The sequence below is a fragment of the Azohydromonas caseinilytica genome, from assembly GCF_012927045.1.
GTDB lineage: Bacteria > Pseudomonadota > Gammaproteobacteria > Burkholderiales > Burkholderiaceae_C > Azohydromonas > Azohydromonas caseinilytica.
Window position 1 is genome coordinate 57,010 of the sequence record NZ_JABBFW010000010.1, and the last position, 22,966, is coordinate 79,975.

At 69.9% G+C, this 22,966-nt stretch carries 21 protein-coding genes; 10 read left to right on the forward strand and 11 right to left on the reverse strand.

From position 1 onward, the window contains the following. Positions 1 to 51: 51 nt before the first annotated feature. Positions 52 to 570, reverse strand: a complete 519-nt coding sequence (locus HHL10_RS15610) for a GAF domain-containing protein (protein WP_169161315.1) — start codon at positions 568 to 570, stop codon at positions 52 to 54. Positions 571 to 826: 256 nt separating this feature from the next. Next, positions 827 to 1,708 (reverse strand): LysR family transcriptional regulator, encoded by an 882-nt coding sequence (locus HHL10_RS15615; RefSeq protein WP_169161316.1) that lies wholly within the window; start codon positions 1,706 to 1,708, stop codon positions 827 to 829. 80 nt (positions 1,709 to 1,788) lie between these two features. Between HHL10_RS15615 and HHL10_RS15620 the strand changes: the two genes are divergently transcribed. Further along, positions 1,789 to 3,282: an MFS transporter gene (locus HHL10_RS15620; protein WP_169161317.1), complete on the forward strand. Its 1,494-nt coding sequence runs from the start codon at positions 1,789 to 1,791 to the stop codon at positions 3,280 to 3,282. A 172-nt stretch (positions 3,283 to 3,454) separates the two neighbouring features. Here HHL10_RS15620 and HHL10_RS15625 read toward each other — a convergent pair whose 3' ends face one another. Then, positions 3,455 to 4,447, reverse strand: a complete 993-nt coding sequence (locus HHL10_RS15625) for an AraC family transcriptional regulator (protein WP_169161318.1) — start codon at positions 4,445 to 4,447, stop codon at positions 3,455 to 3,457. A 193-nt stretch (positions 4,448 to 4,640) separates the two neighbouring features. On the opposite strand from HHL10_RS15625, the gene HHL10_RS15630 reads away from it, so the two are divergent. From HHL10_RS15630 to HHL10_RS15640, 3 genes are all read left to right on the forward strand, one after another. Next, a complete protein-coding gene (locus HHL10_RS15630; RefSeq protein ID WP_169161319.1) occupies positions 4,641 to 5,684 on the forward strand; it encodes an XdhC family protein in 1,044 nt (347 codons plus the stop codon). Between the two features lie 70 nt (positions 5,685 to 5,754). After that, positions 5,755 to 6,228, forward strand: coding sequence for a (2Fe-2S)-binding protein (locus tag HHL10_RS15635; protein ID WP_169161320.1), 474 nt, complete (start codon positions 5,755 to 5,757; stop codon positions 6,226 to 6,228). 19 nt (positions 6,229 to 6,247) lie between these two features. Beyond that, the gene (locus tag HHL10_RS15640) at positions 6,248 to 8,491 is read left to right on the forward strand and encodes a xanthine dehydrogenase family protein molybdopterin-binding subunit (protein ID WP_169161321.1); all 2,244 of its coding nucleotides are present in this window, start codon (positions 6,248 to 6,250) and stop codon (positions 8,489 to 8,491) included. A 121-nt stretch (positions 8,492 to 8,612) separates the two neighbouring features. On the opposite strand, the gene HHL10_RS15645 is transcribed toward HHL10_RS15640, so the two are convergent. Together HHL10_RS15645 and HHL10_RS31360 are read right to left on the reverse strand one after the other, a co-directional pair. Next, positions 8,613 to 8,933: a BrnA antitoxin family protein gene (locus tag HHL10_RS15645; protein WP_169161322.1), complete on the reverse strand. Its 321-nt coding sequence runs from the start codon at positions 8,931 to 8,933 to the stop codon at positions 8,613 to 8,615. Next, a complete protein-coding gene (locus HHL10_RS31360; RefSeq protein ID WP_169161323.1) occupies positions 8,884 to 9,183 on the reverse strand; it encodes a BrnT family toxin in 300 nt (99 codons plus the stop codon). The genes HHL10_RS15645 and HHL10_RS31360 overlap by 50 nt, the downstream gene beginning before the upstream one ends. On the opposite strand from HHL10_RS31360, the gene HHL10_RS15655 reads away from it, so the two are divergent. Further along, positions 9,070 to 10,509, forward strand: a complete 1,440-nt coding sequence (locus tag HHL10_RS15655) for an aminotransferase class V-fold PLP-dependent enzyme (protein ID WP_169161324.1) — start codon at positions 9,070 to 9,072, stop codon at positions 10,507 to 10,509. The genes HHL10_RS31360 and HHL10_RS15655 overlap by 114 nt on opposite strands. A 37-nt stretch (positions 10,510 to 10,546) precedes the next feature. On the opposite strand, the gene HHL10_RS15660 is transcribed toward HHL10_RS15655, so the two are convergent. Beyond that, positions 10,547 to 11,311 carry a YoaK family protein gene (locus HHL10_RS15660; RefSeq protein ID WP_169161325.1) on the reverse strand — a complete coding sequence of 255 codons (765 nt, stop codon included), beginning with the start codon at positions 11,309 to 11,311 and terminating at the stop codon, positions 10,547 to 10,549. Between the two features lie 176 nt (positions 11,312 to 11,487). Between HHL10_RS15660 and HHL10_RS15665 the strand changes: the two genes are divergently transcribed. From HHL10_RS15665 to HHL10_RS15685, 5 genes are all read left to right on the forward strand, one after another. Next, on the forward strand, positions 11,488 to 11,685 hold the full coding sequence (locus HHL10_RS15665) for a ribbon-helix-helix protein (RefSeq protein WP_169161326.1): 198 nt from the start codon (positions 11,488 to 11,490) through the stop codon (positions 11,683 to 11,685). Then, on the forward strand, positions 11,682 to 12,020 hold the full coding sequence (locus HHL10_RS15670; RefSeq protein ID WP_169161327.1) for a zinc ribbon domain-containing protein YjdM: 339 nt from the start codon (positions 11,682 to 11,684) through the stop codon (positions 12,018 to 12,020). The genes HHL10_RS15665 and HHL10_RS15670 overlap by 4 nt, the downstream gene beginning before the upstream one ends. A 60-nt stretch (positions 12,021 to 12,080) precedes the next feature. Next, positions 12,081 to 12,989, forward strand: coding sequence for an RNA polymerase sigma-70 factor (locus tag HHL10_RS15675; protein WP_169161423.1), 909 nt, complete (start codon positions 12,081 to 12,083; stop codon positions 12,987 to 12,989). 35 nt (positions 12,990 to 13,024) lie between these two features. Then, positions 13,025 to 13,486: a carboxymuconolactone decarboxylase family protein gene (locus tag HHL10_RS15680; protein ID WP_169161328.1), complete on the forward strand. Its 462-nt coding sequence runs from the start codon at positions 13,025 to 13,027 to the stop codon at positions 13,484 to 13,486. Positions 13,487 to 13,841: 355 nt separating this feature from the next. Further along, positions 13,842 to 14,156 (forward strand): monooxygenase, encoded by a 315-nt coding sequence (locus tag HHL10_RS15685; protein WP_169161329.1) that lies wholly within the window; start codon positions 13,842 to 13,844, stop codon positions 14,154 to 14,156. Positions 14,157 to 14,253: 97 nt separating this feature from the next. On the opposite strand, the gene HHL10_RS15690 is transcribed toward HHL10_RS15685, so the two are convergent. From HHL10_RS15690 to HHL10_RS15710, 5 genes are all read right to left on the reverse strand, one after another. Beyond that, positions 14,254 to 16,236, reverse strand: a complete 1,983-nt coding sequence (locus HHL10_RS15690) for a sigma-54-dependent Fis family transcriptional regulator (RefSeq protein WP_235971532.1) — start codon at positions 16,234 to 16,236, stop codon at positions 14,254 to 14,256. A 287-nt stretch (positions 16,237 to 16,523) separates the two neighbouring features. Continuing rightward, complete coding sequence (locus HHL10_RS15695) at positions 16,524 to 17,030, reverse strand: acetone carboxylase subunit gamma (RefSeq protein ID WP_169161331.1); 507 nt, start codon at positions 17,028 to 17,030, stop codon at positions 16,524 to 16,526. 24 nt (positions 17,031 to 17,054) lie between these two features. Then, entirely contained in the window at positions 17,055 to 19,379 is a 2,325-nt protein-coding gene (locus HHL10_RS15700; RefSeq protein ID WP_169161332.1) for a hydantoinase B/oxoprolinase family protein, read from the reverse strand. A 22-nt stretch (positions 19,380 to 19,401) separates the two neighbouring features. Further along, positions 19,402 to 21,546 (reverse strand): hydantoinase/oxoprolinase family protein, encoded by a 2,145-nt coding sequence (locus HHL10_RS15705; RefSeq protein ID WP_169161333.1) that lies wholly within the window; start codon positions 21,544 to 21,546, stop codon positions 19,402 to 19,404. Between the two features lie 263 nt (positions 21,547 to 21,809). Beyond that, positions 21,810 to 22,910 carry an LLM class flavin-dependent oxidoreductase gene (locus HHL10_RS15710; RefSeq protein WP_169161424.1) on the reverse strand — a complete coding sequence of 367 codons (1,101 nt, stop codon included), beginning with the start codon at positions 22,908 to 22,910 and terminating at the stop codon, positions 21,810 to 21,812. Positions 22,911 to 22,966: the final 56 nt, after the last annotated feature.

Consider the following 22,966-nt stretch of genomic DNA (forward strand, 5'->3'; position numbering starts at 1 on the left):
ACCCCCTCGGCGCTGCCGGCCGCCCTTGTGTTTGTCGTGGCACGCCCTGCATCAATTCTCGTGCCCGCCCTTCGCCGCGGGCTCGTCTTTTTCCAGGAGTTTTGTCACACGCTTGGCCAGCACGCGCAGCGACTGCAGCTGCCAGGGCTCCAGCGTGCGCGGGCGCATGTCGTTGACGCACAGCGTGCCCACGGGCAGCCCGCTGGCCAGCACGAGGGGCGCCCCGGCATAGAAGCGGATGTGCGGCGGCCCCGCCACCAGCGGGTGGTCCGCGAAGCGCGGGTCCAGGCTCATGTCGGGCACGACCATCACCTCATCGGGCTTGTGGATGGCGAAGCTGCAAAAGCCCTCGTCGCGCCCGATCTCGCAGGCGTCCAGCCCGATGCGCGACTTGAACCATAGCCGCCGGGCATCGACCAGGCTGATCAGTGCCATCGGCGCGTCGCACACCTGCGAGGCCAGCAGCGTCAGGCGGTCGTAGCTGTCCTCGGCGCCGGTGTCCAGGACGGCCAGCCGCGCCAGGGCGGCCAGCCGCTCCTCCTCGCGGGGATGCGCAAGCGGCTTCTCCATCAGCGTTGCCTTCCAGGCGGTTCGGGGCTTGCCCACGGCAGCGGGCGCCACCACGGCCGCTGCCGTGGGAATGGGCGGCCAGGCGCACGACCCGGCCGGTGGTGAAGGGCCCGGTCAGGCCTGTTGCATCGGAACCCCTTCGTGCTTGTCTGCGGCAGCCCGACCGGCGTGGTGATTGACAGCAAAAGGCGTTCCGAAGGGCGGGAGCCCTGGACCGGCCTGCCGTGCCTGGCGGGCAGGCCCGCCGCAAACGCATTCAGTCCGCCAGGAACCGATCCACCGCCTCCATAAACACGCGCGTGCGCGCCGGCACCAGGCCGCGACCGGGCAGCTGGGCGTAGACCTTGAGCGGGTGCGGCGCATGCTCCGGCAGCAGCGGCACCAGCGCACCGGCCTCGACCTCGCGCCGGCAGTAGGAGGCGGCCAGCATCGCGGCGCCATGCCCGGCCAGCGCCGCCTGCAGGCGCAGCGCGGCGTTGTTGGTGCGCAGCGGTCCCTGGGGCTGGATTTCCTGGGTGCGGCCGTCCGGGCCCTGGAAGCGCCACCAGGCCTCGCCCGGCGTGGACAGGCAGGGCCAGGCCTGCAGCTCCGCCACGGTGCGCGGCAGGCCATGCCGGTGCACGACAGCGGGCGCGGCATAGACGCCACGCGCCACGCTGTAGACACGGCGCACCACGCGCTGCGAGTCGGGCAGCGCATCCGCGCTGGTGAAGAACACCACGTCGAAGCCCGCGCCCATGTCGTCACCATCCGGCACGCGCACCTCCAGCTCGATGCGCAGGCCCGGGTGGCGCGTCAGCACGTCGTTGACCACCTCGCCCAGTTGCAACGCGCCGAACTCGTAGGGCGTGGCGATGCGCAGCACGCCGCGCGGCTCGTCGCGCGCATTGCCGGCCTCGCCCGCGACCGCGTCCAGCCGTTCGAACAGCGGCGCCAGCTGCGCCAGCAGCCGCTGGCCCTGCTCCGTGAGCATCAGGCGCCGCGTGCTGCGCTCGATCAGCCGCTGGCCCAGCGCCTGCTCCAGCCGTGCCACCGCATGGCTCACCGACGACTTGGGCCAGCCCAGCTGCTCCGCGGCCCGGGTGAAGCTGCCGCTGCGGGCCACGGCCGTGAACGCGTACCAGTCGTTCCAGTTCATCAGCGCATTGTCCAAAGATTCGGACACACCATTCAAGACAGGCTCTTTATCCAACAGCAGAAACAATCCAGCATTCCGGGATGTCCCTAGCCCGCCCTTCGCTCGCTTCGACCCTTCCCGCGCGCACGCCTCTGCTCAGCGCCTATCCGCATTTCAGCGCGCTGCGCGTCTATGCCTTCGGCGCGGTGCTGGGGCTGGTGGCGTCGATGGACATCATCAGCACGATCCTGATCGCCATGGCGGGCACGCAGGTGCAGTCGGGCCTGGGCGCCGTGCCCCAGGACTTCCTGTGGGCCTTCACGGCCTACGCCGCGGCGGCGGTGGTGGCGAACCTGGTGCTGGTGCAACTCGCCGGGCGGGTGAGCTACCGGCGCTTCACGCTGGCCGGGCTGGCGCTGTTCATCGCCGGGGCGCTGGGCTGCGCCGCGGCGACGTCATTGCCCGCGCTGGTGCTGGCGCGCGCGGTGCAGGGCCTGGGCGGCGGCGGGCTGTTCGCGGCGGCGCGCATCCTGGCGCAGTACACCTCGCAGCCGCGGGAGCGGCTGTCGCTGTTCTGGGGCTTCGGACTGGCCAACTTCGCGCTGGTGGCGCTGGCGCCCTGGCTCACGGGCGTGCTGGTGGCGCACCACGGCTGGCCGCTGCTGTTCCTGCTGCAGGCCGGCCTCGCGGCGCTGCTGCTGCCGCTGGTGCTGCGGCTGTACCCGCGCGAGGAGCCGCTGCCGCCGCGCCCCGTGGGCCGGCTGGACTGGCCCGGCGTCGCCGCCTTCGCCGCGGGCGCGCTGCTGCTGCTGCACGCGCTGGAGCAGCTGCGCTACCTGAGCGCGGCGCAGCTGCCGCTGCTGGCCGGCATTGCCGCGGCGGGGCTGGGGCTGGGGCTGGTGGTGCTGCGGCGCTTCAGCCGGCACCCCGATCCCTGGCTGGACCCGCGCCGGCTCGCCAGCCGCCGCTACCTGGTCGGCCTCGCCTTCTATGGCGCCTTCTACCTGGTGAGCGGCGCCTGGAACTACGCTGTGCCGGCCCTGCTGGCGGAAGGCCTGGGCTATGGCCTGCCCGGGGCGGGCGCGCTGCTGTCGCTGGGCGGCGCGGTGACGCTGATCGCGGTGGTGGTGTTCCACCTGTCGCTGCCGCGGGTGATGCGCAAGCGCCGCTACATCGCGCTGGGCTACCTGGGGCTGGCGCTGTCCTTCGCGCTGATGGCCTGGGCCGCGCGCGCGGGCGGCGCATCGGGCGCGGTGCTGGCAGCCGTGCTGCTGCAGGGCGCGATGCCGGTGCTGGCGCTGCTGCAGGTGGCGTTGATGACCTTCGTGGACATGCCCACCGAGGACTTCGCGCACGCCTACGCTTTCAAGAGCATCGTGCGCGAGATCGTCAACGCGCTGGGCGCGGGGCTGACCGTGCTGCAGCTGCACCACGGCACCGCCGCGGCGCAGGAAACGCTGCAGGCACCGGCGGTTGCGCACGCATCGCTGCACGCCGCCGCGCTGCGCGCCGCCGCCGGCGATCTGCTGGCCGGGCTGGCCGTCGCCTGCCTGGCGGTGGCGGCCATCGCGCTGGCGCAGCGGGCGCTGAAGTGAGGCGATGGCGCCAGGGCTTGCAGCGGATCGCGTCGATCACCATCCGCATGGCGCGCGACGAGTTGCGGGCGGCGGGATGGTGGGCGTGCAGCCCGGGAAACACGCCGATGCCGAAGCGCTCGGCTGCGATGTCAACCATCCACGCCTCTGCCGCGGCTCGTCCTGGGGCGCATCAGGCCACCGCGCCCGAGCGCCCGGCCGCGGCCGTCTGCAGGGCCGCCCTGCGCAGCTGGAGCATGTCGCGCACGGGCGGCGCGCCGAACTCGCGGCTGTACTCCCGGCTGAACTGGGAAGCGCTTTCGTAGCCGACACGGTAGGCGGCCGTCGCGGCGTCAAGGTGCTCGGAGAACATCAGGCGCCGCGCCTCGTTGAGCTGCAGGCGCTTGCGGTACTGCAAGGGGCTCATGGCCGTGAGCTGCTTGAAATGGTGGTGGAAGGTCGAAAGGCTCATGCGCGCCTCGGTGGCCAGGTCCTCGATGCGCAGCGTCTCGGTGAAATGCGTCTTCAGCAGCTCGATGGCGCGGGCGATCTGGTGCCCGGGGCCGCCGGCGGCACCGATCTGGCGCAGCCTCGCGCCCTGGTCGCTGACGAGCAGCCAGTACAGGATCTCGCGCTGCACCAGCGGCGCCAGCACCGGGATGCTGTCCGGCACGTCCAGCAGGTCCACCAGGCGCTGGAAGGCCCGCAGCAGCGGCCAGTGCACGCTGCCGGTGGTCATGGCCCGTTCGTTGGCCTGGCCGCGCGCGGGCGGCAGCTGGCCTTCCAGCACCAGCCGGTTGATCTCGTGCGGGTCCAGCGTCATCAGCAGCGACATGAAAGGCTTTTCAGGGCTGGCGTCCAGGATGTGCGTCACCGTCGGGACGTTCAGCGCCGTGACCAGGAAGGTGCTGGGGTCGTAGACGAAGACGTCGCTGCCCAGCAGCACGCGCTTGCGGCCCTGCACGATCAGCCCCACGCTGGGCTGGTACAGCCCGCAGATCGGGCCGACCGGGTCGTGGCTGCGGTACATCGACAGGCTGGGCAGCGCCGGCGACTGGTGCACCTGGATGCCGTCGGTCCAGCGCTCGATGCTCTGCGCCAGGCCGGCGCGCGCCTCCTCGAAGCGCCGCGCCTCCAGCGCGGTGGAGATCCCGGCCGGTACGGCGGTGTCGAGCGTGTCGTTCATGGTCGCGGCCCCTGGCATTGAGCACGCGATGCTATCCAACGGCGGCCCGCCCGGCGGGGCCAACCCGGAGAATCAGGCAAGCAACTCGCAGCATCGGGCTAACGGAAGATGCGGGCGCGCGCGGACACTCGCGCCGTTGAAGAGCGCAGGATCAGGCCATCGACGGCCGCTGCGCGTTGCGAGGCGGGGTGACATGGAACACGTGGACGTGATGGTGCTGCGCACGCTCGGCGAGTGGCGCGCGCAAGGCCGGCGCGCGATGCTGGTGACGGTGGTGCGGACATGGGGATCGTCGCCGCGCCCGGTGGGCTCGGTGATGGCGCTGCGCGAGGACGGCGCGGTGGTGGGCTCGGTGTCGGGCGGCTGCATCGAGGACGACCTGGTCCACCGCCACGTGCACGCCGGCGCCTTGCCCGAAGGCAAACCGCGGCTGCTGACCTACGGCGTCAGCGCGGACGAGGCCCATCGCTTTGGCCTGCCCTGCGGCGGCACGCTGGAGCTGCTGCTCGAACCGGACCCCGACCCCGCGCAGCTGCTCGCGCTGGTACAGGCGCTGGACGCCGGCCGGCTGATGCGGCGCAGCGTGCGCCTGCGCGACGGCCAGGTCACGCAGGCGCCCACCGACACGGCCGAGGCACATGCCACGACGGACGAGGTGGTCAACACCTTCGGCCCGGCCTACCGGCTGCTGCTCATCGGCGCCGGCGCGCTGGCCGAATGCCTGGCCACCATGGCGCTGTTCAGCGGCTTCACCGTCACCGTGTGCGACCCGCGCGCCGAGTACGCCGGCCACTGGGGCGTGGCCGGGGCGCGGCTGGTGCGCGGCATGCCCGACGACGCCGTGGCGGAGTTCCATCCCGACGCGCGCAGCGCAGTGGTGGCGCTCACGCACGATCCCAAGCTCGATGACCTGGCGCTGCTGGAGGCGCTGCGCAGTCCCGCCTTCTACGTCGGCGCCATCGGCAGCCGGCGCAACGACGCGGCGCGCCGCGCGCGCCTGGCCGAGCATTTCGGTTTGTCGCCGGCGCAACTGCAGCGGCTGCGCGGGCCGGTGGGCCTCTACATCGGCAGCCGCACGCCGCCGGAGATCGCGGTGAGCATCATGGCCGAGCTGCTGGCGGTGAAGAACGGCGTGACGCTGCCGGCGAGCCTGTCGGTGCGCGAGGCCAAGGAGCAGCAGGCGCCGCAACCCTCCTCCATTTCCACCATTCCCGAGGCGCTGGCCGCGGCGGCCTGACGCCCTCTTTCCGGCGGCCCGCCCCACGCGGGCTGGCGGGACCTCCTCCACCTCCAACCCCTGAGCTGCGATGACCACACTCCACGTCAACGGCCGCGAGCAGGCGCTCGATGTCGATCCCGGCACGCCCATCCTCTGGGCCCTGCGCGACACGCTGGGCCTGACCGGCACCAAGTTCGGCTGCGGCATGGCGCAATGCGGCGCCTGCACCGTGCACATGGACGGGCAGGCCATCCGCGCCTGCGTCACGCCCGTCTCGGCAGCGGCCGGCAAGCAGATCGCCACCATCGAGTCCGTCACCGACGGCCACGACAAGGTCGGCCAGGCCGTGCACGCCGCCTGGGTGAAGCATGACGTGGCCCAATGCGGCTACTGCCAGAGCGGCCAGATCATGTCGGCCACCGCCTTCCTGAAATCGCTGCCCAAGGGCAAGGTGCCCAGCCAGGGCGAGATCGACGCCGCGATGGCGGGCAACATCTGCCGCTGCGGCACCTATGCGCGCATCCGCGCCGCCATCACCGACGCCGCCCAGGCGCTGGCCTGAGCCCGAAGGAGCAGCGACCATGCATTTCGAAACTACCCCTGAGCTCCCCAAGGCCCTGCAGGCGATGCTCGCCGCCCAGGCGCCAGCCGATGAGGCGGCATCGGGCCTGGCCCGGCGCAGCTTTCTGAAACTGGCCGCGGCGGGCGGCTTCGCGCTGGGCGCGTTCCCGTTGGCGGCCGGCGCCGCCGACGACCCGGCGCCCGCCGCCGGCCTCAAGCCGACGCAGCAGCCCTCGGCCTTCGTGAAGATCGGCAGCGACGGCATCGTCACGGTCACCATCAACCGGCTCGATTTCGGCCAGGGCGTGCAGACCGGGCTGCCCATGATCCTGGCCGAGGAGCTGGACGCGGACTGGAGCAAGGTGCGGAGCAGGCACGGCAGCAACGACCCGGCCTATGCCGATCCGGTGTTCGGCATGCACCTCACCGGCGGCTCCACCGCGCTCAAGCACAGCTACCCGCAGTACCGCGAGCTGGGCGCGCGCGCCCGCGCCATGCTGGTGGCGGCGGCGGCCGAGCGCTGGAAAGTGAGCCCCGCGGCGCTGCGCACGCAGGCCGGCGTGGTGATCGGCCCCGGCGGCAAGCGCCTGACCTACGGCGAGCTGGCCGAGGCCGCGATGGCGCAGCCCGTGCCCGAGAAGGTGGCGCTGAAGGACCCGAAGCAGTTCCGGCTCATCGGCCGGGCCACGGGGCGGCTCGATGCCGAGGCCAAGAGCAGCGGCCGGCAGGACTACGGCATCGACGTGCGCCTGCCCGGCATGCTGACCGCCGTGGTGGCGCATCCGCCGGTGTTCGGCGCCAAGCTGGCCGAGCTGGACGACACGGCCGCCCGCGCCGTCAAGGGCGTCAAGGCCGTGCTGCGCGTGCCGGTGGACCGCGGCGGCGAGGGCGTGGCGGTGATCGCCGACGGCTACTGGCCGGCCAAGCTCGGCCGCGAGGCGCTGAAGCTGCGCTGGGACAGCAGCGGCGTCGAGAAGGTGGACAGCGCGCGGCAGCTGGAGCAGTACCGGGCGCTGGCGAAGCAGCCCGGCCCGCGCAAGTACGACGCCGACGTGAGCGCGCTGGCGAACGCGCCGCAGCTGATCGAGGCCGAGTTCCAGTTTCCGTACCTCGCGCACGCGCCGATGGAGCCGCTGAACTGCACCGTGCGGCTGCAGGACGGCCAGGCCGAGCTGTGGGTGGGCTCGCAGATGCCCGGGCTGGACGGCCTGGCCGCCAGCAAGGCGCTGGGCGTGCCGCCGCAGAACGTGAAGGTGCACGTGCAGATGGCCGGCGGCGGCTTCGGGCGCCGCGCCATCCCGACCAGCGACTACGTGGCCGAGGCCTGCCAGGTGCTCAAGGCGGCGCAGGCGGCCGGGCTGAAGGCGCCGATCCGCACGCTGTGGAGCCGCGAGGACGACATCCAGGGCGGCTACTACCGCCCCATGCACCTGCACACCGCGCGCGTGGGCTTTGACGCGCAGGGCCGCGTGCTGGGCTGGGACCATGTCATCGTCGGCCAGTCGATCACGGCCGGCTCGCCCTTCGAGCCGATGATGGTGAAGGACGGCATCGACGCCACCACGGTGGAAGGCATGCGCGAGCCCTACGAGCTACCGATACGCCTGACCGTGCACCACCCGAAGGTGAACGTGCCGGTGCTGTGGTGGCGCAGCGTGGGCTCCACGCACACGGCCTTCGTGATGGAGACGCTGGTCGACGAGATTGCCCGCCGCACGCAGCAGGACCCGGTGGCCTACCGGCTGAAGCTCATGGGTGCGCAGCACCAGCGCCACCGTGCCGCGCTGCAGCTCGCGGTGGACAAGAGCGGCTACGGCAAGGTGAAGCTGCCCGCGGGCCATGCCTGGGGCGTGGCGGTGCACGAGTCCTTCAGCTCGGTGGTGGCCTACGTGGTGGAAGCCTCGGTGCAGGAGGGCCAGCCCGTGCTGCACCGCGTGACGGCCGGCGTGCACTGCAACCTGGTGGTGAACCCGCGCAGCGTGGAAGCGCAGGTGCAGGGCGCGGCGCTGATGGGCCTGAGCACCTGCCTGCCCGGCAACGCCATCACGCTCAAGGACGGCGAAGTGCAGCAGCACAACTTCCACGAGTACCAAGTGGCGCGCATCACTTCGATGCCGCGCCTCGAGGTGCACACCGTCCCCAGCGCCGAGCCGCCGACCGGCATGGGCGAGCCCGGGCTGCCGCCGCTGGCGCCGGCGTTTGCCAATGCGATTGCCTCGCTGACGGGGAAGCCGCTGCGGGAGTTGCCATTTCGGATGGGGTGATTGATGTGAGGTGACGGGCCTGCGGGCCCGTCGTTAATGACGTGGCTGCAGCCGGTCGGGCCTTGAGCTCGGCTGGGCGCCGCACGGTGAGCGGCGGCATGACGGACGATCGAAGCTGAAGTCAGCCCTGCCCATGCGTGCGCAGCCACTCGCGCAGGGCGTCGTTCATGCGCGTCTGCCAGCCCGGGCCGGTGGCCTTGAAGGCATCGATCACGTCGGCGTCGTAGCGGACGGTGACGGGCCGCTTGGGGCGCTCCAGCTTCGGCCGTCCCATCTTCGTCGCGGCCTTCGATGCTGTTTTGAAGGCGGCCGCGTACTCCTCACGCGACACCACCCGGTCACCGATCTTGAACGTGGCCTTCGCCAGCATCTCGTCGGTCAACTCGGGGGCGTCATCGGGGTCCACCCAGGAGGGTTCGGTGGCGGGCGACTTCGCGCTCATTGGCGTACCTCATGGAAATGATGCGGCGCGCCGCGCCGCGGGGAGTCCAGACCAGGGCGACCATGCGCCCGTGCAGCAGTCCAAAGGTGATGGTGCGCTGCTCGCCATAGTCCTGTCGCCTACGAGAAGTCGATTCATGGCCCCTGTGGCACCGCAGGCACACTGCGCCGTCACGCAGGGGAACTGCGGCATTCCAAGCCAACTGATCGAAGAGGCAACGGTGAAACAACTGCTCGAACAGGCCGCACATCGCGCCACCGCCTACCTGGACCAGCTGCCCACGCGGCGCGTCGCACCCACCGGCGAGGCCATCGCGGCGCTGGCTGGTCTTGCCATCCCGCTGCCCGAAGAGCCCCAACCCGCCGAGGCCACGCTGCGCCTGCTGGATGAGCTGGGCTCGCCGGCCACGACGGCGACGGCCTCGGGGCGCTACTTCGGCTTCGTCACCGGCGGCTCCCTGCCCGTCACCCTTGCCAGCAACTGGCTCGCGACCGCCTGGGACCAGAACTCGGCGCACTTCGGCCCCGCGCCGGCCACGGCCACGCTGGAGCAGGTGGCGCTGGGCTGGCTGCTGGAGGTGCTGCAACTCCCGGCCGGCTCGGCCGCCGCCTTCGCCACCGGCGCGACCATGGCGAACTTTTCGGCCCTGGCCGCCGCGCGCCACGCGGTGCTGGCGCGCGCCGGCTGGGACGTGGAGGCCGACGGCCTCATCGGCGCCCCGCCGGTCACGGTGGTGCTGAGCGAGGAGGTGCATCCCACGGTGCTCAAGGGCCTGGGCCTGCTCGGCTTCGGGCGCAAGCGCGTGCTGCGCATGCCGGTGGACGGCCAGGGCCGGGTGCTGCCCGACGCGCTGCCGCGCCTGGACGGCCCGGCCATCGTCTGCCTGCAGGCCGGCAACGTGAACACCGGCGCCTTCGATCCCGTCGCCGAGCTCATCGCCGCCGCCCACGCACAAGGCGCCTGGGTGCACGTGGACGGCGCCTTCGGCCTCTGGGCGCGCGCCAGCGATTCGCTGCGGACATTGACTGCGGGCACCGAGCACGCCGACTCCTGGGCCACCGACGCGCACAAGTGGCTCAACGTGCCCTATGACAGCGGCATCGCCTTCGTGCGCGAGGGCGCGGCGCTGCGCGCGGCCATGGCCGTGACGGCCGACTACCTGCCCCAGGAAGGCCCGCAGCGCAATCCGAGCGACTACACGCCCGAGCTGTCGCGCCGCGCGCGGGGCGTGGACGTGTGGGCAGCGCTGCACACGCTGGGGCGCCGCGGCGTGGCGGCGCTGGTGGAGCAGTGCTGCGCGCATGCGCGGCGCTTCGCGCGCGAGTTGCGCGAGGCCGGCGCCGAAATCCTCAACGACGTGGTGCTGAACCAGGTGCTGGTGCGCTTCGGCGACGCCGACGCCACCCGCCGCGTCGTGGCCGCGATCCAGGCTGAAGGCACCTGCTGGGCCGGCATCACCGTGTGGCAGGGCCACACCGCCATGCGCATCAGCGTCAGCTCCTGGGCCACGACGGACGAGGACGTGACGCGCTCGCTGGAGGCGATGCGGCGGGTGATGCGCGAAGTGCGGGGCTGAAGCCGGCGCCGGGTGCGCGGGCCTCGGGTCCGCCCGCTCAGGCCCTGGCCTTGAAACTCCAGCCCAGCCGGCTCAGGTCGTCGATGGCCGGCACGCTGGCCAGCACGATCAGCACGAACGCCAGAGGCACCGTGGCGGCGTAGCCGACCAGCTTGAAGCCCAGCGCACCGCACACGCCGCCGACGAAGAAGGCCGCCGCCAGCGCCAGCAGGATCTGCAGCCGGGCGCGGTTGGCCTGCACCTTCGGCTGCCCGGCCAGCCCGGGCGAATTCCAGTACAGCAGCTTGCCCAGCTCGATGCCCACGTCCGTCACCAGGCCCGTGACGTGCGTGGTGCGGATCTCGGCGCGCGAGAGCTTGGTCACCAGGGCGTTCTGCAGTCCCATGATGAAGCTCAGCCACATCACCGTGAACGGCACGAACAGGCCGGTGACCCCGGACAGCCGCTCTCCCAGCACCCCGAAGCCCAGCAACAGCACCGCCTCCAGCACCAGCGGCAGGGCGTACTCGCTGTGCATGCGCCGGCGGCGCGCGAGGTTCACGAGGATCGCCGTGCAGGCCGATCCGGCGATGAAGGACAGCAGCGCGCCGAAACCGGCCAGGTACTCCCGCAACTCGCCCAGCGCCAAGTGGTCGGCCATGGCCGACACGATGCCGGTCATGTGCGAGGTGTACTGGTGCACGGCGAGAAAGCCGCCGGCATTCGCGGCGCCGGCCACGAAGGCCAGCACCACACCCAGCTGACGGTTCGCCCCGGCACTGCGCCGTCGTCCCGTCAGCCGCCTGGAGTAGTGAATGGGCATCGGTTCCCGCCTGGCCCACCGGTCCGGCTCCCGAAACGCAGCACCGGAACACCCGCTCCGCAGGCAGCGTCGCGGCCGGGCCGATGCACCTTTCACCGGCGGCTCGCATAGAAATATGTTAATTATATGATAATATGATTAACATTCAATGCCAATGTGAAATCCTGGACGACGCCATGGAACAGAAGACCGCCCGGCTGACCGTGCTCATCGATCCGGCCAAGAAGCGCGCGCTCGAACAGCTGTGCGCGCAACAGGACAAGACGCCCTCGCAGGTGGTGCGCCAGCTGATCCGTGACTACCTCAAGCAGCACGGCATCGCCTGGCAACCCGGCGGCGCGGACCCCGACACCCTCGAAGACACGAACCCATGAGCAGCCTGCCCCCGTGCCCGAAGTGCCATTCCGAATACAGCTACGAGGACGGCGCGCTGCTGGTGTGTCCCGAGTGCGCCCATGAGTGGAGCCGCGACGCCGCGCCGGCACAGGAAGAACAGCGCGTCTGGAAGGACGCGCACGGCAACCCGCTGCAGGACGGCGACAGCGTGACGCTCATCAAGGACCTGAAGGTCAAGGGCTCCTCTTCGGTCATCAAGGTGGGCACCAAGGTCAAGAACATCCGCCTCATAGAGGGCGACCACGACATCGACTGCAGGATCGAGGGCTTCGGCCCGATGCAGCTGAAGTCGGAGTTCATCAAGAAGGCCTGAGCCCGGCCTGGGCGGGCCCGAAGCCTGTCACAACATGGCAGCGTGAAACGTCTGGCTGCCATGGACTCCACCGACTTCTCCCGCCTGCGCCCCCGCCTGCACGGCATCGCCTACCGCATGCTCGGCTCCCGAGCCGAGGCCGAGGAGGTGGTACAGGACGCCTGGCTGCGCTGGCACGAGGGCGCACCTGAAGGGCTGGACAGCACCGAGGCGTGGCTGGTCACGGTCACCACCCGGCTGGCCATCGACCGGCTGCGCGCGGCCAAGGCGCAGCGCGAGCAGTACGTGGGCTTCTGGCTGCCCGAGCCGCTGGTGGAGGACTCGCCGGTCACGCCCGAGCAGTTGCTGGAGCAGGCCGACGACCTGTCAGTGGCCTTCCTGACAATGCTGGAGCGGCTGGGGCCGGAAGCGCGCGCCGCCTTCCTGCTGCGCGAGGTCTTCGATGCCGACTACGCCGAGGTGGCGCGCGTGCTGGGCAAGAGCGAGGAGGCGTGCCGGCAGATCGTGAGCCGCGCCAAGGCGCAGCTGCGCGACGCGCGCAAGCGGCACGCAGTGCCGGCCGAGACGCAGCGGCGGCTGCTGCAGGGTTTCATCGAGGCCTCCTCGCGCGGCGACTTCGCGGCGCTGCAGGGCTTCCTGGCGGAGGACGCCGAGCTCATCGGCGACGGCGGCGGCAAGGTGCCCAGCTTCGGCAAGGTGCTGGCGGGCGGGCGGCGCATCGCGCAGCTCTACTTGGCGACGCACCTGCGCCATGGCGCCGAGGTGCAGTGGGCGCTGGCGCGGGTCAATGGCGAATGGGGGCTGCTGCGCTTCATTGCCGGGCGGCTGGAGTCGGTGCAGGCCATCGAGAGCGACGGCGAGCGCATCCTGCGCATCCACGCCCAGCGCAACCCGGACAAGCTGGCGCGCATCGAGGCCGCGTGGCAGCGCGAAAAAGCTGTCACGGTCGCGCCGCCGGTTTCGTCTTGAAGGTGCATCCCAACTTTTTTGACCAAGGAAGCACCATGCACCAGCCCCGACTGCCCTGGACCCGCCTCGCCCCCAAGGCCTACCAGGCGATGGCCGCCGTCAACGCGACCACCGCCAATTCAACGCTGGGGCCGGTATTGATCGAGCTGGTCCAGAGCCGCGTGTCGCAGCTCAACGGCTGCGCCTTCTGCGTGGACATGCACACCCGCAGCCTGCGCGAGCACGGCGAGCGCTGGCAGCGCATCAACAACCTCTCCACCTGGCGCGAAGTTCACTTCTACAGCGAGCGCGAGCGCGCTGCGCTGCACTGGGCCGAGGTGATGACGCGCCTCACCGACCCACACCACGGCGACCGCGGCGCGGATTTCGAGAAACTCAAACCGCATTTCACCGACCAGGAAATCGTGGAGTTGAGTTGGACGATTGCGCAGATCAATGCGTGGAATCGGATGGCGATCGGGATGGGGGTGCCGGTGGAGGAGAAGGGATTGGATTGAATTTGGCCGAATGACCGGGCTGCGCTCCAGGTGCGGGGCAGCGGAAGCCGCCTGCCCGCACCATGCAGCCCCGTCCTAAAAATTGTTCCTTCGACACTTCCCATGTCTTGACCTGTTCCGAAAGACCACTGATTTCTTTCCGGGGCATGCATGGACAAGTCCTGATTCGCATCGCGGCCTGGCGGAGCCCGGGCATTCTTACGTGAACGGTTTGGCAAGGCCGCTCGGTGAAGCTAGAGTTTGAGCGCAGCATTCCCCGGCCAAACCCCCAACCCATTACAAAGGACGGTTTTGGTCGGAATGCTGAATTTGTTCGTTGAGCACCATCAACCACTCGCCACGACAGGAGGCTTGCATGATCACCGCATTGACGACTTTCACTCTGCCAAAGCCCATCACGCGCGAGGAAGCCCGCCGCATATTCCTGAGCACCGCGCCAAAATACCAAGGCGTCCCGGGCCTGCTTCGAAAAACCTACCTGCTCTCCGAAGACGGCTTGACCGCAGGCGGCGTTTACTTCTGGAATTCGAAGGCCGAGGCGGAAGCGGTGTATACGCCGGCCTGGCGCTCATTCGTCAAGGAAAAGTACGGCACCGAACCAAGCATCACCTACTTTGAAAGCCCGGTGGTGGTTGACAACGTGGCGCAGCAGATTTTCAGCGACGAGTAGAAATTCCCGTCCCGCAGCCCAATATTGCAGCCCAATATCCCCCAAGGCTTTCATCGAGAAAAATGACTTGGGGGATTTTGTTTACCTTGTTTGCCGCTTACTTGCCCACCCCCGCCCGCGACAACCCATAGCGCTGCAGCTTCACGTACAGCGTGCTCTTGGCGATGCCCAGCTGCTTGGCGGCCAGCGTCAGGTTGCCGCCGCTGGCCTCGATGGCGCGGCGGATCAGCGTCTCCTCGCCCTCGGCGATGCTGCACACACCGCCCGGCGCCACGCCCGCCACCGGTAGCGCCGAGGCCGGCTGCACCGCTTCCATGAACTCGCGCGGCAGCACGTCCAGCGTCAGCAGCGGCCCCTCGGACAGCAGCACCGCGCCTTCGATGATGTTGCGCAGCTCGCGCACGTTGCCCGGCCACGGATAGGCCTGCAGCGCCTGCAGCACCTCTTCCGACATCGAGCCCGGCTCCAGCCCCTGCTCGGCACGGAAGCGCTGCAGGAAATGCCGCGCCAGCAGCGCGATGTCGCCGCGCCGCTCGCGCAGCGGCGGGATGCGCAGGCTGGTCACCGCGATGCGGTAGTACAGGTCCATGCGGAAGCGGCCGGCGGCGATCTCCTGGCGCAGGTCGCGGTGCGTGGCCGCGATCAGCCGAAAGCGCACCTTGCGCGGCGTGTTCTCGCCCAGCCGGTACAGCTCGCCCTGCTCCAGCACGCGCAGCAGGTTGGGCTGCATGTCCAACGGCATCTCGCCGATCTCGTCCAGGAACAGCGTGCCGCCGTTGGCCGCCTCGATCTTGCCGACCATGCCGCCCTTGCGTGCGCCGGTGAAGGCGCCCTCGGCATAGCCGAACAGTTCGCTGGCCAGCAGTTCGCGCGAGAGGCCGCCGCAGTTCAGCGCCACGTAGGCGCCCGAGCCCGCGCCATGGATGCCGCGCGCGAATTCCTCCTTGCCCACGCCGGTCTCGCCGTGCAGCAGCACCGGCGCGCGCGAACGCGAAAGCTGGCGCGCCTTGGCGATCACGGCTTGCAGCCCTTCATCGCCCGTCACAAGCGTGGTGAAACCGTCGGCCACCGGCGCCGGCGCGGCCCCGGTGGACGGCGCCACGGCTGCCGCACGCTGCACCGGCACGCGGGCGCGCGCCGAGGCCGGCACCACCAGCAGCGTGCCCACGGGCTCGCCCTGGACGACCAGCGGCTCGATCCACTCCGGCCGCATCCAGTCCGGCAGCCCCACGGGCTTGCCGCGGCCCGTGCGCCGCGCCGCCAGCGCCGGCAGGCGCCGCGCGCGGGCCAGGTCCAGCTCGCCGCCGGCGGCGGCGATGGCGTCGGCCGCATGCTCGTTCGCCTTGATCGGGCAGCCCAGCCGGTCGAACAGCACCACGCCGTCCTGCCCGGACTGCGCCAGCCGGGCCACGGCATGGTCCAGCAGCCGGTAGCGGCGCTCCATCTCGCTGGCAGCCAGGCGGTTCTCGATGCGGCTGGCCGCCGTCACCACCAGCGCCAGCGTCTGGCGGCTGTAGGTCGGCGACAGGCCGGAGACGTCCAGCACGCCCACGATCTCGCCATCCAGCGGATGGCGCAGCACGGTGGCCGAGCAGGTCCAGCGCTTGATGCCCTCGCAGAAATGCTCGGCGCTGTGGATCTGCACCGGTTGCCCCACCGCCAGCGCGGTGCCGATGGCGTTGGTGCCGCACAAGTCCTCGCTCCAGCTCGCGCCGGGCATGAGGTGAATGGTCTCGGCCGAGCCGATGGCGCGCATGTCGCCCTCGGTGGCGAGGATGGTGCCGCTGGTGTCGGCCAGCGCCATCAGCGTGCCGGTCTCGGACAGGAAGTCGCGCGCGCAGGCCATCACCGGGGCGCTGGCCTCCAGCATCTCGCGCTGGCGCTCGCACAGCAGGAAAAGATCAGTCTCGGACACGGGCTGCGGCCCGCTGCGCGCGTGCGGATCGACCTGCGCCTGCAGGCAGCGCTGCCAGGAGGCGTCCACCAGCGAGCGCAGCGTCTCCAGCGGCCGGCCGTCGCCATTCAGGAAGGATTCCCAGGCGGCCTTGACCTCGGCTTCATTGACGGGATTCGAAAACATCTCCCCAGGCTCCGATGTCATCGTTGTCTCCACGCGGCCGTGTGACCCGGCCTGCGACCCCGGAAATTAGCACGCCCTCCCGCGGTTTCCGGCCGTGGGAGGGCGCGCGGCGGCTATCGCCGCTGACGAGTCATTCCAGTTTCTTCATGGTCATGAAATGAACCGTTCGCACTGAGGTATCGAAGTGCGAATCCGTCAGGCTGCAATGGCTGCACCCCGGCTGGGGCCGTTCATCCTTCGATACCTCAGGACGAACGGAATACATCACTGGCGAGCAATGAGGGGCATCAATCGACGCGCTCGGGCAGCGGCAGCTTCACCCACTCCTTGTAGAAGGCGTCGATGTCGGGCTCGAAGTCGTGGATCACCGGGTACCACGGCGTGGGCGCCTCCACGTCGTGCAGCGCGGCGCACTGCGGGCAGTAGTACTCGCGGTACACCTGCCAGCGCGTGTCGGGCGCCATCAGCTTCGGATAGACCTCGGCCATGGCTTCCTCGTTGTCGCGCACGTACACGTTGGCGTGCAGCTTCCAGTTCTCCTTCCAGCCGCAGAACACGTGGCCGCAGTCGCACTGCGTGACCCACTTGCTGGTCCGGGCCTGCTGCACGATGTGGAGGTGCGGGCCCAGCGGGAGCACGATGCGGTCGCTCCAGCCCAGCTTCTCCTGCAGCGAGGCCAGGTACAGCTTGAAGCGCTCGCCGTCCTTGGGCATGGACAGCATGCGCAGCGTGGTGTCCCAGTCGAGCTTGCCGTCGACGAGGTTCTTGATCTGCTCACGGGTGTAGGTGGACATCGTGGTCTCCTTGCGTGTTCGGGTTCATTCCTCGACCAGCACGACGGTGCGCACGTCGGGCATCTTCGAGAGGTCCATGCGGTACTTGGCGCCGTAGCTGGGCACGCTCAGCTCCGCCTCGGTCAGCGTCCACTCGGCGGGCAGGTTCCAGAAGCCGCGGAACTGCTGCTCGAACTTCTGAGACAGCCCGAAGCTGGTGGCGAACATGTGCTGCACCTGCGGCGAAGCGCTCTTGGTCAGGATGCGTTCGCGCTCCTCCTTCATCCACTCGCGCGTGGGCACCGAGCGCTCCAGGCGCTGGCGCCGGATCTCCAGGCGCTGCAGCGCGGTCTGCTTGGCGTCCACCGTCCACACGCCGTTGGCGTCCTTGGTCGCCACCGCGCCGTAGACCTTGCGCGCGTACTCGGGCAGCAGCAGCGCGTTGTTGAGGTCCTTCTCGATGGCCTCGACCTCGCGGTCCAGCGGGTCGCCAAAGCCGGGGCCGCCGCGCAGGTAGTTGAGGTAGAGGTCGTAGTTGTCGTAGCAATCCTCGGTGGTCATGCACTGCTGGTCGCGCTTGACCACCGCGCCGGCATTGAGGTGGTTCTCGTAGTCGGGGAGGTCCGGGTGCGTGTCGCCGCCCAGCGGCAGGCTGTCGCCCAGCGCGATGCGCTCCTTCAGGCCCGTCTTGTGCGCCTCGAAGCGGTAGCCGGTGGCGGCCGGGTAGCCGCCCATCAGGCCCCAGTCGCTGTTCATGTAGCCATTGCCCATGAAGAACATGGTCCAGTCCTGCGCCTTCCAGACCATGCGCAGCGTCTCGAAGCCGCAGCCGCCGCGGTACTTGCCATAGCCGCCGGAGTTGGCCTTGACGTTGCGGCCCAGGTAGAGCAGCGGCTCGGCCATCTCCCAGATCTCGATGTCGCCCATGTCGCCTTCGGGGTTCCAGATCGCGGCGGCATGGTTCAGGCCGTCCTTGACGGCGCAGGCGCCGGTGCCGCAGGAGCTGGCCTCGAAGCTGTTGACGGCGTGGATGTCGCCGTCCTGGTTGATGCCCCCGCCCTGCAGCCAGTTGGAGGTGTTGGCGTTGCCGGCGTTGACCTCCTCCAGGTAGCCGCGGCTGAAGTAGGCCTGTGACAAGCCGCGCCACAAGGCGCTCCAGCCCGAGACCAGGAAGTGCCAGGCGTAGGCATGGCCGGTGCGGCGGTCATCGGGGTTGCACCAGGCGCCCTTGGGCAAGTGGAACTCGGTGCCGTAGTAGGCGCCGTCGTTGATGCGCTGCGTGGGCACCAGCGTCTGGCACATCATCACCCAGATGCCGCTGGTGAACGCGACCTGGTGCGCGTTGAAGGTGTGCCAGCCCCAGCGGTTGGCACCCTCGAAGTCCAGCCGCCAGCTGCCGTCGGATCGGATCGTCATCTCGCACGGCGAGTGCATGATCGAATCGAGCTTGGCGAAGGCGTTGGAGGTCTGCACGTCCTCGTGCGCATAGGGCACGTCCACGAAGGCGACCTTGCGGTAGGTGCCCGGCAGCGTCATGGCCTTGAGGCGCGTCTGCAGCCCGCGCCGGCCTTCCTCGATCACCTCGTAGGCGAACTTCTCGTAGGCCTCCAGGCCCTCCTCGGCCACGACCTCCTCGATCAGGTCGCGGATCATGTGGCAGCCGGCGATGCGGGTGCGCTCGTCCAATATCCAGTATTTCGGCGTGCGCACCGAGCGCTGGCTCTCATGCAGCCAGTCGCGCAGCGGCGTGTCGTTCACGCCGGTCTTGCGGCAGGTGATCATGTAACCATCGCCGAAGCGCTGCGTCTGGCCGGTGGACATCGAACCCGGCGTCACCGCGCCGGTATCGATCACGTGCGTGACGCCGCCGACCCAGCCGATGAGCTTGCCTTCCGCGAAGATCGGCACGATGGTGGCGATGTCGCAGGGGTGCACGTTGCCGATGGCGCAGTCGTTGTTGGTGAACATGTCGCCGGGCTGGATGCCCGGGTTCTGCTCCCAGCCGTTCTCGATCATGTACTTGATCGCCGCGCCCATCGTGCCGACGTGGATGATGATCCCCGTCGAGGTCAGCACGCAGTCGCCCGCGGCGTTGTAGAGCGTGAAGCACAGCTCGCCTTCCTGCTCCACGATCGGGCTGGCCGCGATCTTCTTGGCCGTCTCGCGCGCATGCACCAGGCCGCCGCGCAGCTTGGAGAACAGCTTCTCGTAGCGGATCGGGTCCTTCTCGCGCAGCTCCAGCCGCTGCAGGCCGTTGTAATGGCCGGTGCTGGCGGTGCGCTCCAGGATGCCGTCGCGGAATTCCTTCAGCGTCTGGCCGTTCTTGAGCAGGTCCGCAAAACCCACTTCCTTGGCAGTCATCATGTTCATGGCTCGTCTCCTTCCGGCTTGATTACTGGACTTCCTTGAGGTGGAAGAGGCGGTGCTTGTCCAGCGTGGTGCTGAAGCCCTTGGGCACGACGAAGGTGGTGGCGTCGGATTCGATGATGGCCGGCCCCACGATGGTGTTGCCCGGCTTGAGCGCTTCCATCTTCCAGATCACGGCCTCGTGCCAGGTCTTGTGGCGGTACAGCGGCCGCGTGCCCAGGTGCGCTTCCTTCGGCGGTTTCGCGCCGCCCTCCGGGTCCTCGGGCAGCACGGGTTTTTGCGTGACGACCATGCCGCGCATGATCGCGCCCGTGACCGAGAAACCCAGCTCCGGCGAGCGCGCGGCGCTGGCGTAGACGCGGCCGTAGGTGGTCTCGAAGGCCTCGGCGATGCGGTCCCAGTCCTCGGCGGTGGCTGCGGCCGTGATGGGCGAGTCGATCTCCAGGTCGTTGAGCTGCCCCATGTACTGCATGCGGTAGCCCGGGCGCAGGATCACGTCCTCGGCCTTGAAGCCGTTGATGCGGAACTCCTCGATCACCTTGGCCGCCAGCTCCGACCAGGCCGTCTGGATGGTGGCGGCGGCGCCGGCCTTGTCCTCATCCGACGCCGACTGCGGCAGCGCCAGGTCCACGCTGCGGTCGTAGCGGTACTCGAAATCGGCGCAGGCGCAACCAAAGGCCGAGAAGCCCGCGGCCCAGGCCGGCACGATCACGTCCTTGAAGCCCAGCCCTTCGGTGTAGCCGTAGGTGTGCACCGGTCCCGCGCCGCCGTAGGAGAAGCACACGAACTCGGTCGGGTTGTAGCCCTTGGCGCTGACGTTGGAGCGCAGGTACTCGCGCAGCTGCAGGTCCAGCAGCTCGATCACGCCGGCCGCGGCGTCCTCCACCGACAGGCCCAGCGGGTCGGCGATCTGCGCCTTGATGTGGTCGCGCGCGCGCTGCACGTCGAGCTTGATGGCGCCGCCCAGGAAGTTCTCGGGGTTGAGGTAGCCCAGCACCACGTGGCAGTCGGAGACCGTCACCGTGTCCAGGCCGCTTTCCGGCCAGCAGGTGCCCACGCGGTAGCCGGCGCTGTCGGGGCCGAGCTTGATGGCGCCGCTGTACGGGTCCAGCCGCACGAAGCTGCCGGCGCCGGCGCCCACCGAGTCCATGGTCACCAGCGGCAGCGACAGCACCAGGCGCGCCATGTCGGGGTCGGCGGCGATGGCGAAGTTGCCCTTGGTGATCAGCGCCATGTCGAAGGAGGTGCCGCCGATGTCCGAGCAGGCGACGTTCTCGTAACCCAGCACCTCGCCCAGCAGCTTGGAGCCGATCACGCCGCCGATGGGCCCGGACACGATGGTGCGCGCCAGCTCCTTGGCCTTCCAGCTGATGGTCCCGCCATGCGTGGCCATCACGCGCAGGTCGAACTTGGCGCCATGCTCGCGGAAGCGGTCGCTGACCTTCTTCAGCGTCTGGCGCGAGGGCTCCGCGGCGTAGGCCTCCAGCACCGTGGTGTTCATGCGGTGGCTTTCCTTGCGCTGCGGGTAGTAGTCCACCGAGGCGAACACCGGGATGTCCTTGCCCAGCCGGCTCAATTCCTCGCGGCAGACGTCGCGGGCGCGCTGCTCGCTCTTGCCGTTCTTGTGCGACTGCAGCAGGCAGATGACGATGGCCTTGGCGCCCTGCGCGACCAGCTCGCGCGTGGCCTGGCGCACCTCGTCCTCGCGCAGCGGAATCACAATCTCGCCCTGCACGTCGGTGCGCTCGGTCACGCCGCGCGTGCGCGACAGCGGCACCAGCGGCTCGTCGTAGCGGTGGGTGTTGAGGTGGATGCGCTCCTCCAGCGCGTAGCCGAGGTAGCTCTGCACCGCGCGGCCCATGGAGTGCACATGTTCGAAGCCGCGGTTGACGATGAGGCCCACCTCCAGGCCCTTGCGCTGCACCACGCGGTTGAGCATGGCCGTGCCCGAGTACACGCAGGTCAGCAGCTCGGGATAGACCTCGTCCACGTCGCGCTGCCAGTGCGCCAGCGCGTCGCGCGAGGAGTTCAGGATCGCGAGGGACTCGTCCTGCGGGTTGCTCTGCGCCTTGCCGACCACGAAGCGGCCGTCGGCTCTCACGAAGAAGGTGTCGGTCATCGTGCCGCCGGCATCGATCCCCATCACCTGGACCTGGGACTGCGTTTGCATCTGAGGGTCTCCTGAGTTGGCTGATTCGGAGGACAGCGCCGCTGCCTCCGCCTGAACGCTTTGCCGCGCTCGGGTCTTTCAGTCGCGAGGGCTGTGCCACGGCGGGCCAGCCCGGCCTCAGGACGATGCAAGTCGTTGATTTGATTGAAGTCGTTTCGGGTTTGCACGGAGGCCGGCAGCCTCCGGCGCCGTCCGGCGGACGGCGCATCGGGCGTCCGGAATCCGGACGGTCGGACGGAATCCGGACGGGTGCGGGCGTCCGGTCAGGCTGCCACCGCCTCCTGGGCCCCCTGCCGCGCCTCCCGCTGCGCCACCAGCGCGCGCACGCGCGGGATCAGCTCGCGGCCGTAGTCCACGGCGTCGTCGAGCGGGTCGAAGCCGCGGATCAGCAGCGTGCCCACGCCCAGGTCCACGTACTTCAGCAGCGCCTGCGCCACCTGCTCCGGCGTGCCCACCAGCGCGGTGCTGTTGGAGCGCGCGCCGGTCTCGCGCGCGATCGCGGTCCACAGCCGCTCGTCCACCACGTCGCCGCGCTCGGCCGCGGCCAGCAGCCGGCGCGCGCCCTCGCTCTGCTGCGGGCCGCCACGCGACCAGCCGGCCTCCACGCGCAGGCGCCGCGTCTCGGCCAGGATGTGCTCGGCCTTCGCCCAGGCCTTCGCCTCGGTCTCGGCCAGGATCGGCCGGAACGACACCGAGAAGCGCACGCCGCGTCCGTGCTGGGCGGCCTCAGCGCGCACGCGCTGCGTCAGCTCGCGCGTCTGCTCCAGCGACTCGCCCCACAGCGCGTAGGCGTCGGCATGCTTGCCGGCCACGCGCAGCGCCGCCTCGCTGGCGCCGCCGAAGTAGATGGGGAGGTGCGGCTTCTGCAGCGGCTTGACTTCGGAAAAGGCCTTCTCGTAGCGGTAGTGCGCGCCCTCGTGGTCGAAGGGCGCCTCGGACGTCCAGGTGCGGCGCAGCACCTCCAGGTACTCGTCGGTGCGCGCGTAACGCTGGTCGTGGTCCAGGAAGTCGCCGTCGCGGCGCTGCTCCTCGTCCGAGCCGCCGGAGATGATGTGCACCGCCAGCCGCCCGCCGGTGAAGTTTTCCAGCGTGGCCAGCTGCCGCGCCGCAAAGGCCGGCGCAATGAAACCCGGGCGGTGCGCCAGCAGGAAGTTGACGCGCTCGGTGACGGTGGAGGCGTAGGCGATGACCTGGCTGGCGTCCGGGCCGGTGGAATGCTGCGGCACCAGGATGCGGTCGAAGCCCGCGGCCTCGTGGGCCTGGGCGAAGCGGCGCACGTGGTCGCGGTCGATCACCGACCCCTGCGGGCGCAGCGTCTCGGACTGCAGCTGGGTGGTGATCATGCCGATGATCTCGACGCTCATCTGGAAGCTCCTTCCTGGGATGTGGAGGTGGTGGAACGGTTGCGCACCGTAGAGCG

Bases quoted from the DNA above. Each gene is read 5' to 3' on its own strand.
- HHL10_RS15610 (WP_169161315.1), bottom strand. From the start codon at position 570: ATGGAGAAGCCGCTTGCGCATCCCCGCGAGGAGGAGCGGCTGGCCGCC.
- HHL10_RS15615 (WP_169161316.1), bottom strand. From the start codon at position 1,708: ATGAACTGGAACGACTGGTACGCGTTCACGGCCGTGGCCCGCAGCGGC.
- HHL10_RS15620 (WP_169161317.1), top strand. From the start codon at position 1,789: ATGTCCCTAGCCCGCCCTTCGCTCGCTTCGACCCTTCCCGCGCGCACG.
- HHL10_RS15625 (WP_169161318.1), bottom strand. From the start codon at position 4,447: ATGAACGACACGCTCGACACCGCCGTACCGGCCGGGATCTCCACCGCG.
- HHL10_RS15630 (WP_169161319.1), top strand. From the start codon at position 4,641: ATGGAACACGTGGACGTGATGGTGCTGCGCACGCTCGGCGAGTGGCGC.
- HHL10_RS15635 (WP_169161320.1), top strand. From the start codon at position 5,755: ATGACCACACTCCACGTCAACGGCCGCGAGCAGGCGCTCGATGTCGAT.
- HHL10_RS15640 (WP_169161321.1), top strand. From the start codon at position 6,248: ATGCATTTCGAAACTACCCCTGAGCTCCCCAAGGCCCTGCAGGCGATG.
- HHL10_RS15645 (WP_169161322.1), bottom strand. From the start codon at position 8,933: ATGAGCGCGAAGTCGCCCGCCACCGAACCCTCCTGGGTGGACCCCGAT.
- HHL10_RS15655 (WP_169161324.1), top strand. From the start codon at position 9,070: ATGGCCCCTGTGGCACCGCAGGCACACTGCGCCGTCACGCAGGGGAAC.
- HHL10_RS31360 (WP_169161323.1), bottom strand. From the start codon at position 9,183: ATGTGCGGCCTGTTCGAGCAGTTGTTTCACCGTTGCCTCTTCGATCAG.
- HHL10_RS15660 (WP_169161325.1), bottom strand. From the start codon at position 11,311: ATGCCCATTCACTACTCCAGGCGGCTGACGGGACGACGGCGCAGTGCC.
- HHL10_RS15665 (WP_169161326.1), top strand. From the start codon at position 11,488: ATGGAACAGAAGACCGCCCGGCTGACCGTGCTCATCGATCCGGCCAAG.
- HHL10_RS15670 (WP_169161327.1), top strand. From the start codon at position 11,682: ATGAGCAGCCTGCCCCCGTGCCCGAAGTGCCATTCCGAATACAGCTAC.
- HHL10_RS15675 (WP_169161423.1), top strand. From the start codon at position 12,081: ATGGACTCCACCGACTTCTCCCGCCTGCGCCCCCGCCTGCACGGCATC.
- HHL10_RS15680 (WP_169161328.1), top strand. From the start codon at position 13,025: ATGCACCAGCCCCGACTGCCCTGGACCCGCCTCGCCCCCAAGGCCTAC.
- HHL10_RS15685 (WP_169161329.1), top strand. From the start codon at position 13,842: ATGATCACCGCATTGACGACTTTCACTCTGCCAAAGCCCATCACGCGC.
- HHL10_RS15690 (WP_235971532.1), bottom strand. From the start codon at position 16,236: ATGTTTTCGAATCCCGTCAATGAAGCCGAGGTCAAGGCCGCCTGGGAA.
- HHL10_RS15695 (WP_169161331.1), bottom strand. From the start codon at position 17,030: ATGTCCACCTACACCCGTGAGCAGATCAAGAACCTCGTCGACGGCAAG.
- HHL10_RS15700 (WP_169161332.1), bottom strand. From the start codon at position 19,379: ATGAACATGATGACTGCCAAGGAAGTGGGTTTTGCGGACCTGCTCAAG.
- HHL10_RS15705 (WP_169161333.1), bottom strand. From the start codon at position 21,546: ATGCAAACGCAGTCCCAGGTCCAGGTGATGGGGATCGATGCCGGCGGC.
- HHL10_RS15710 (WP_169161424.1), bottom strand. From the start codon at position 22,910: ATGAGCGTCGAGATCATCGGCATGATCACCACCCAGCTGCAGTCCGAG.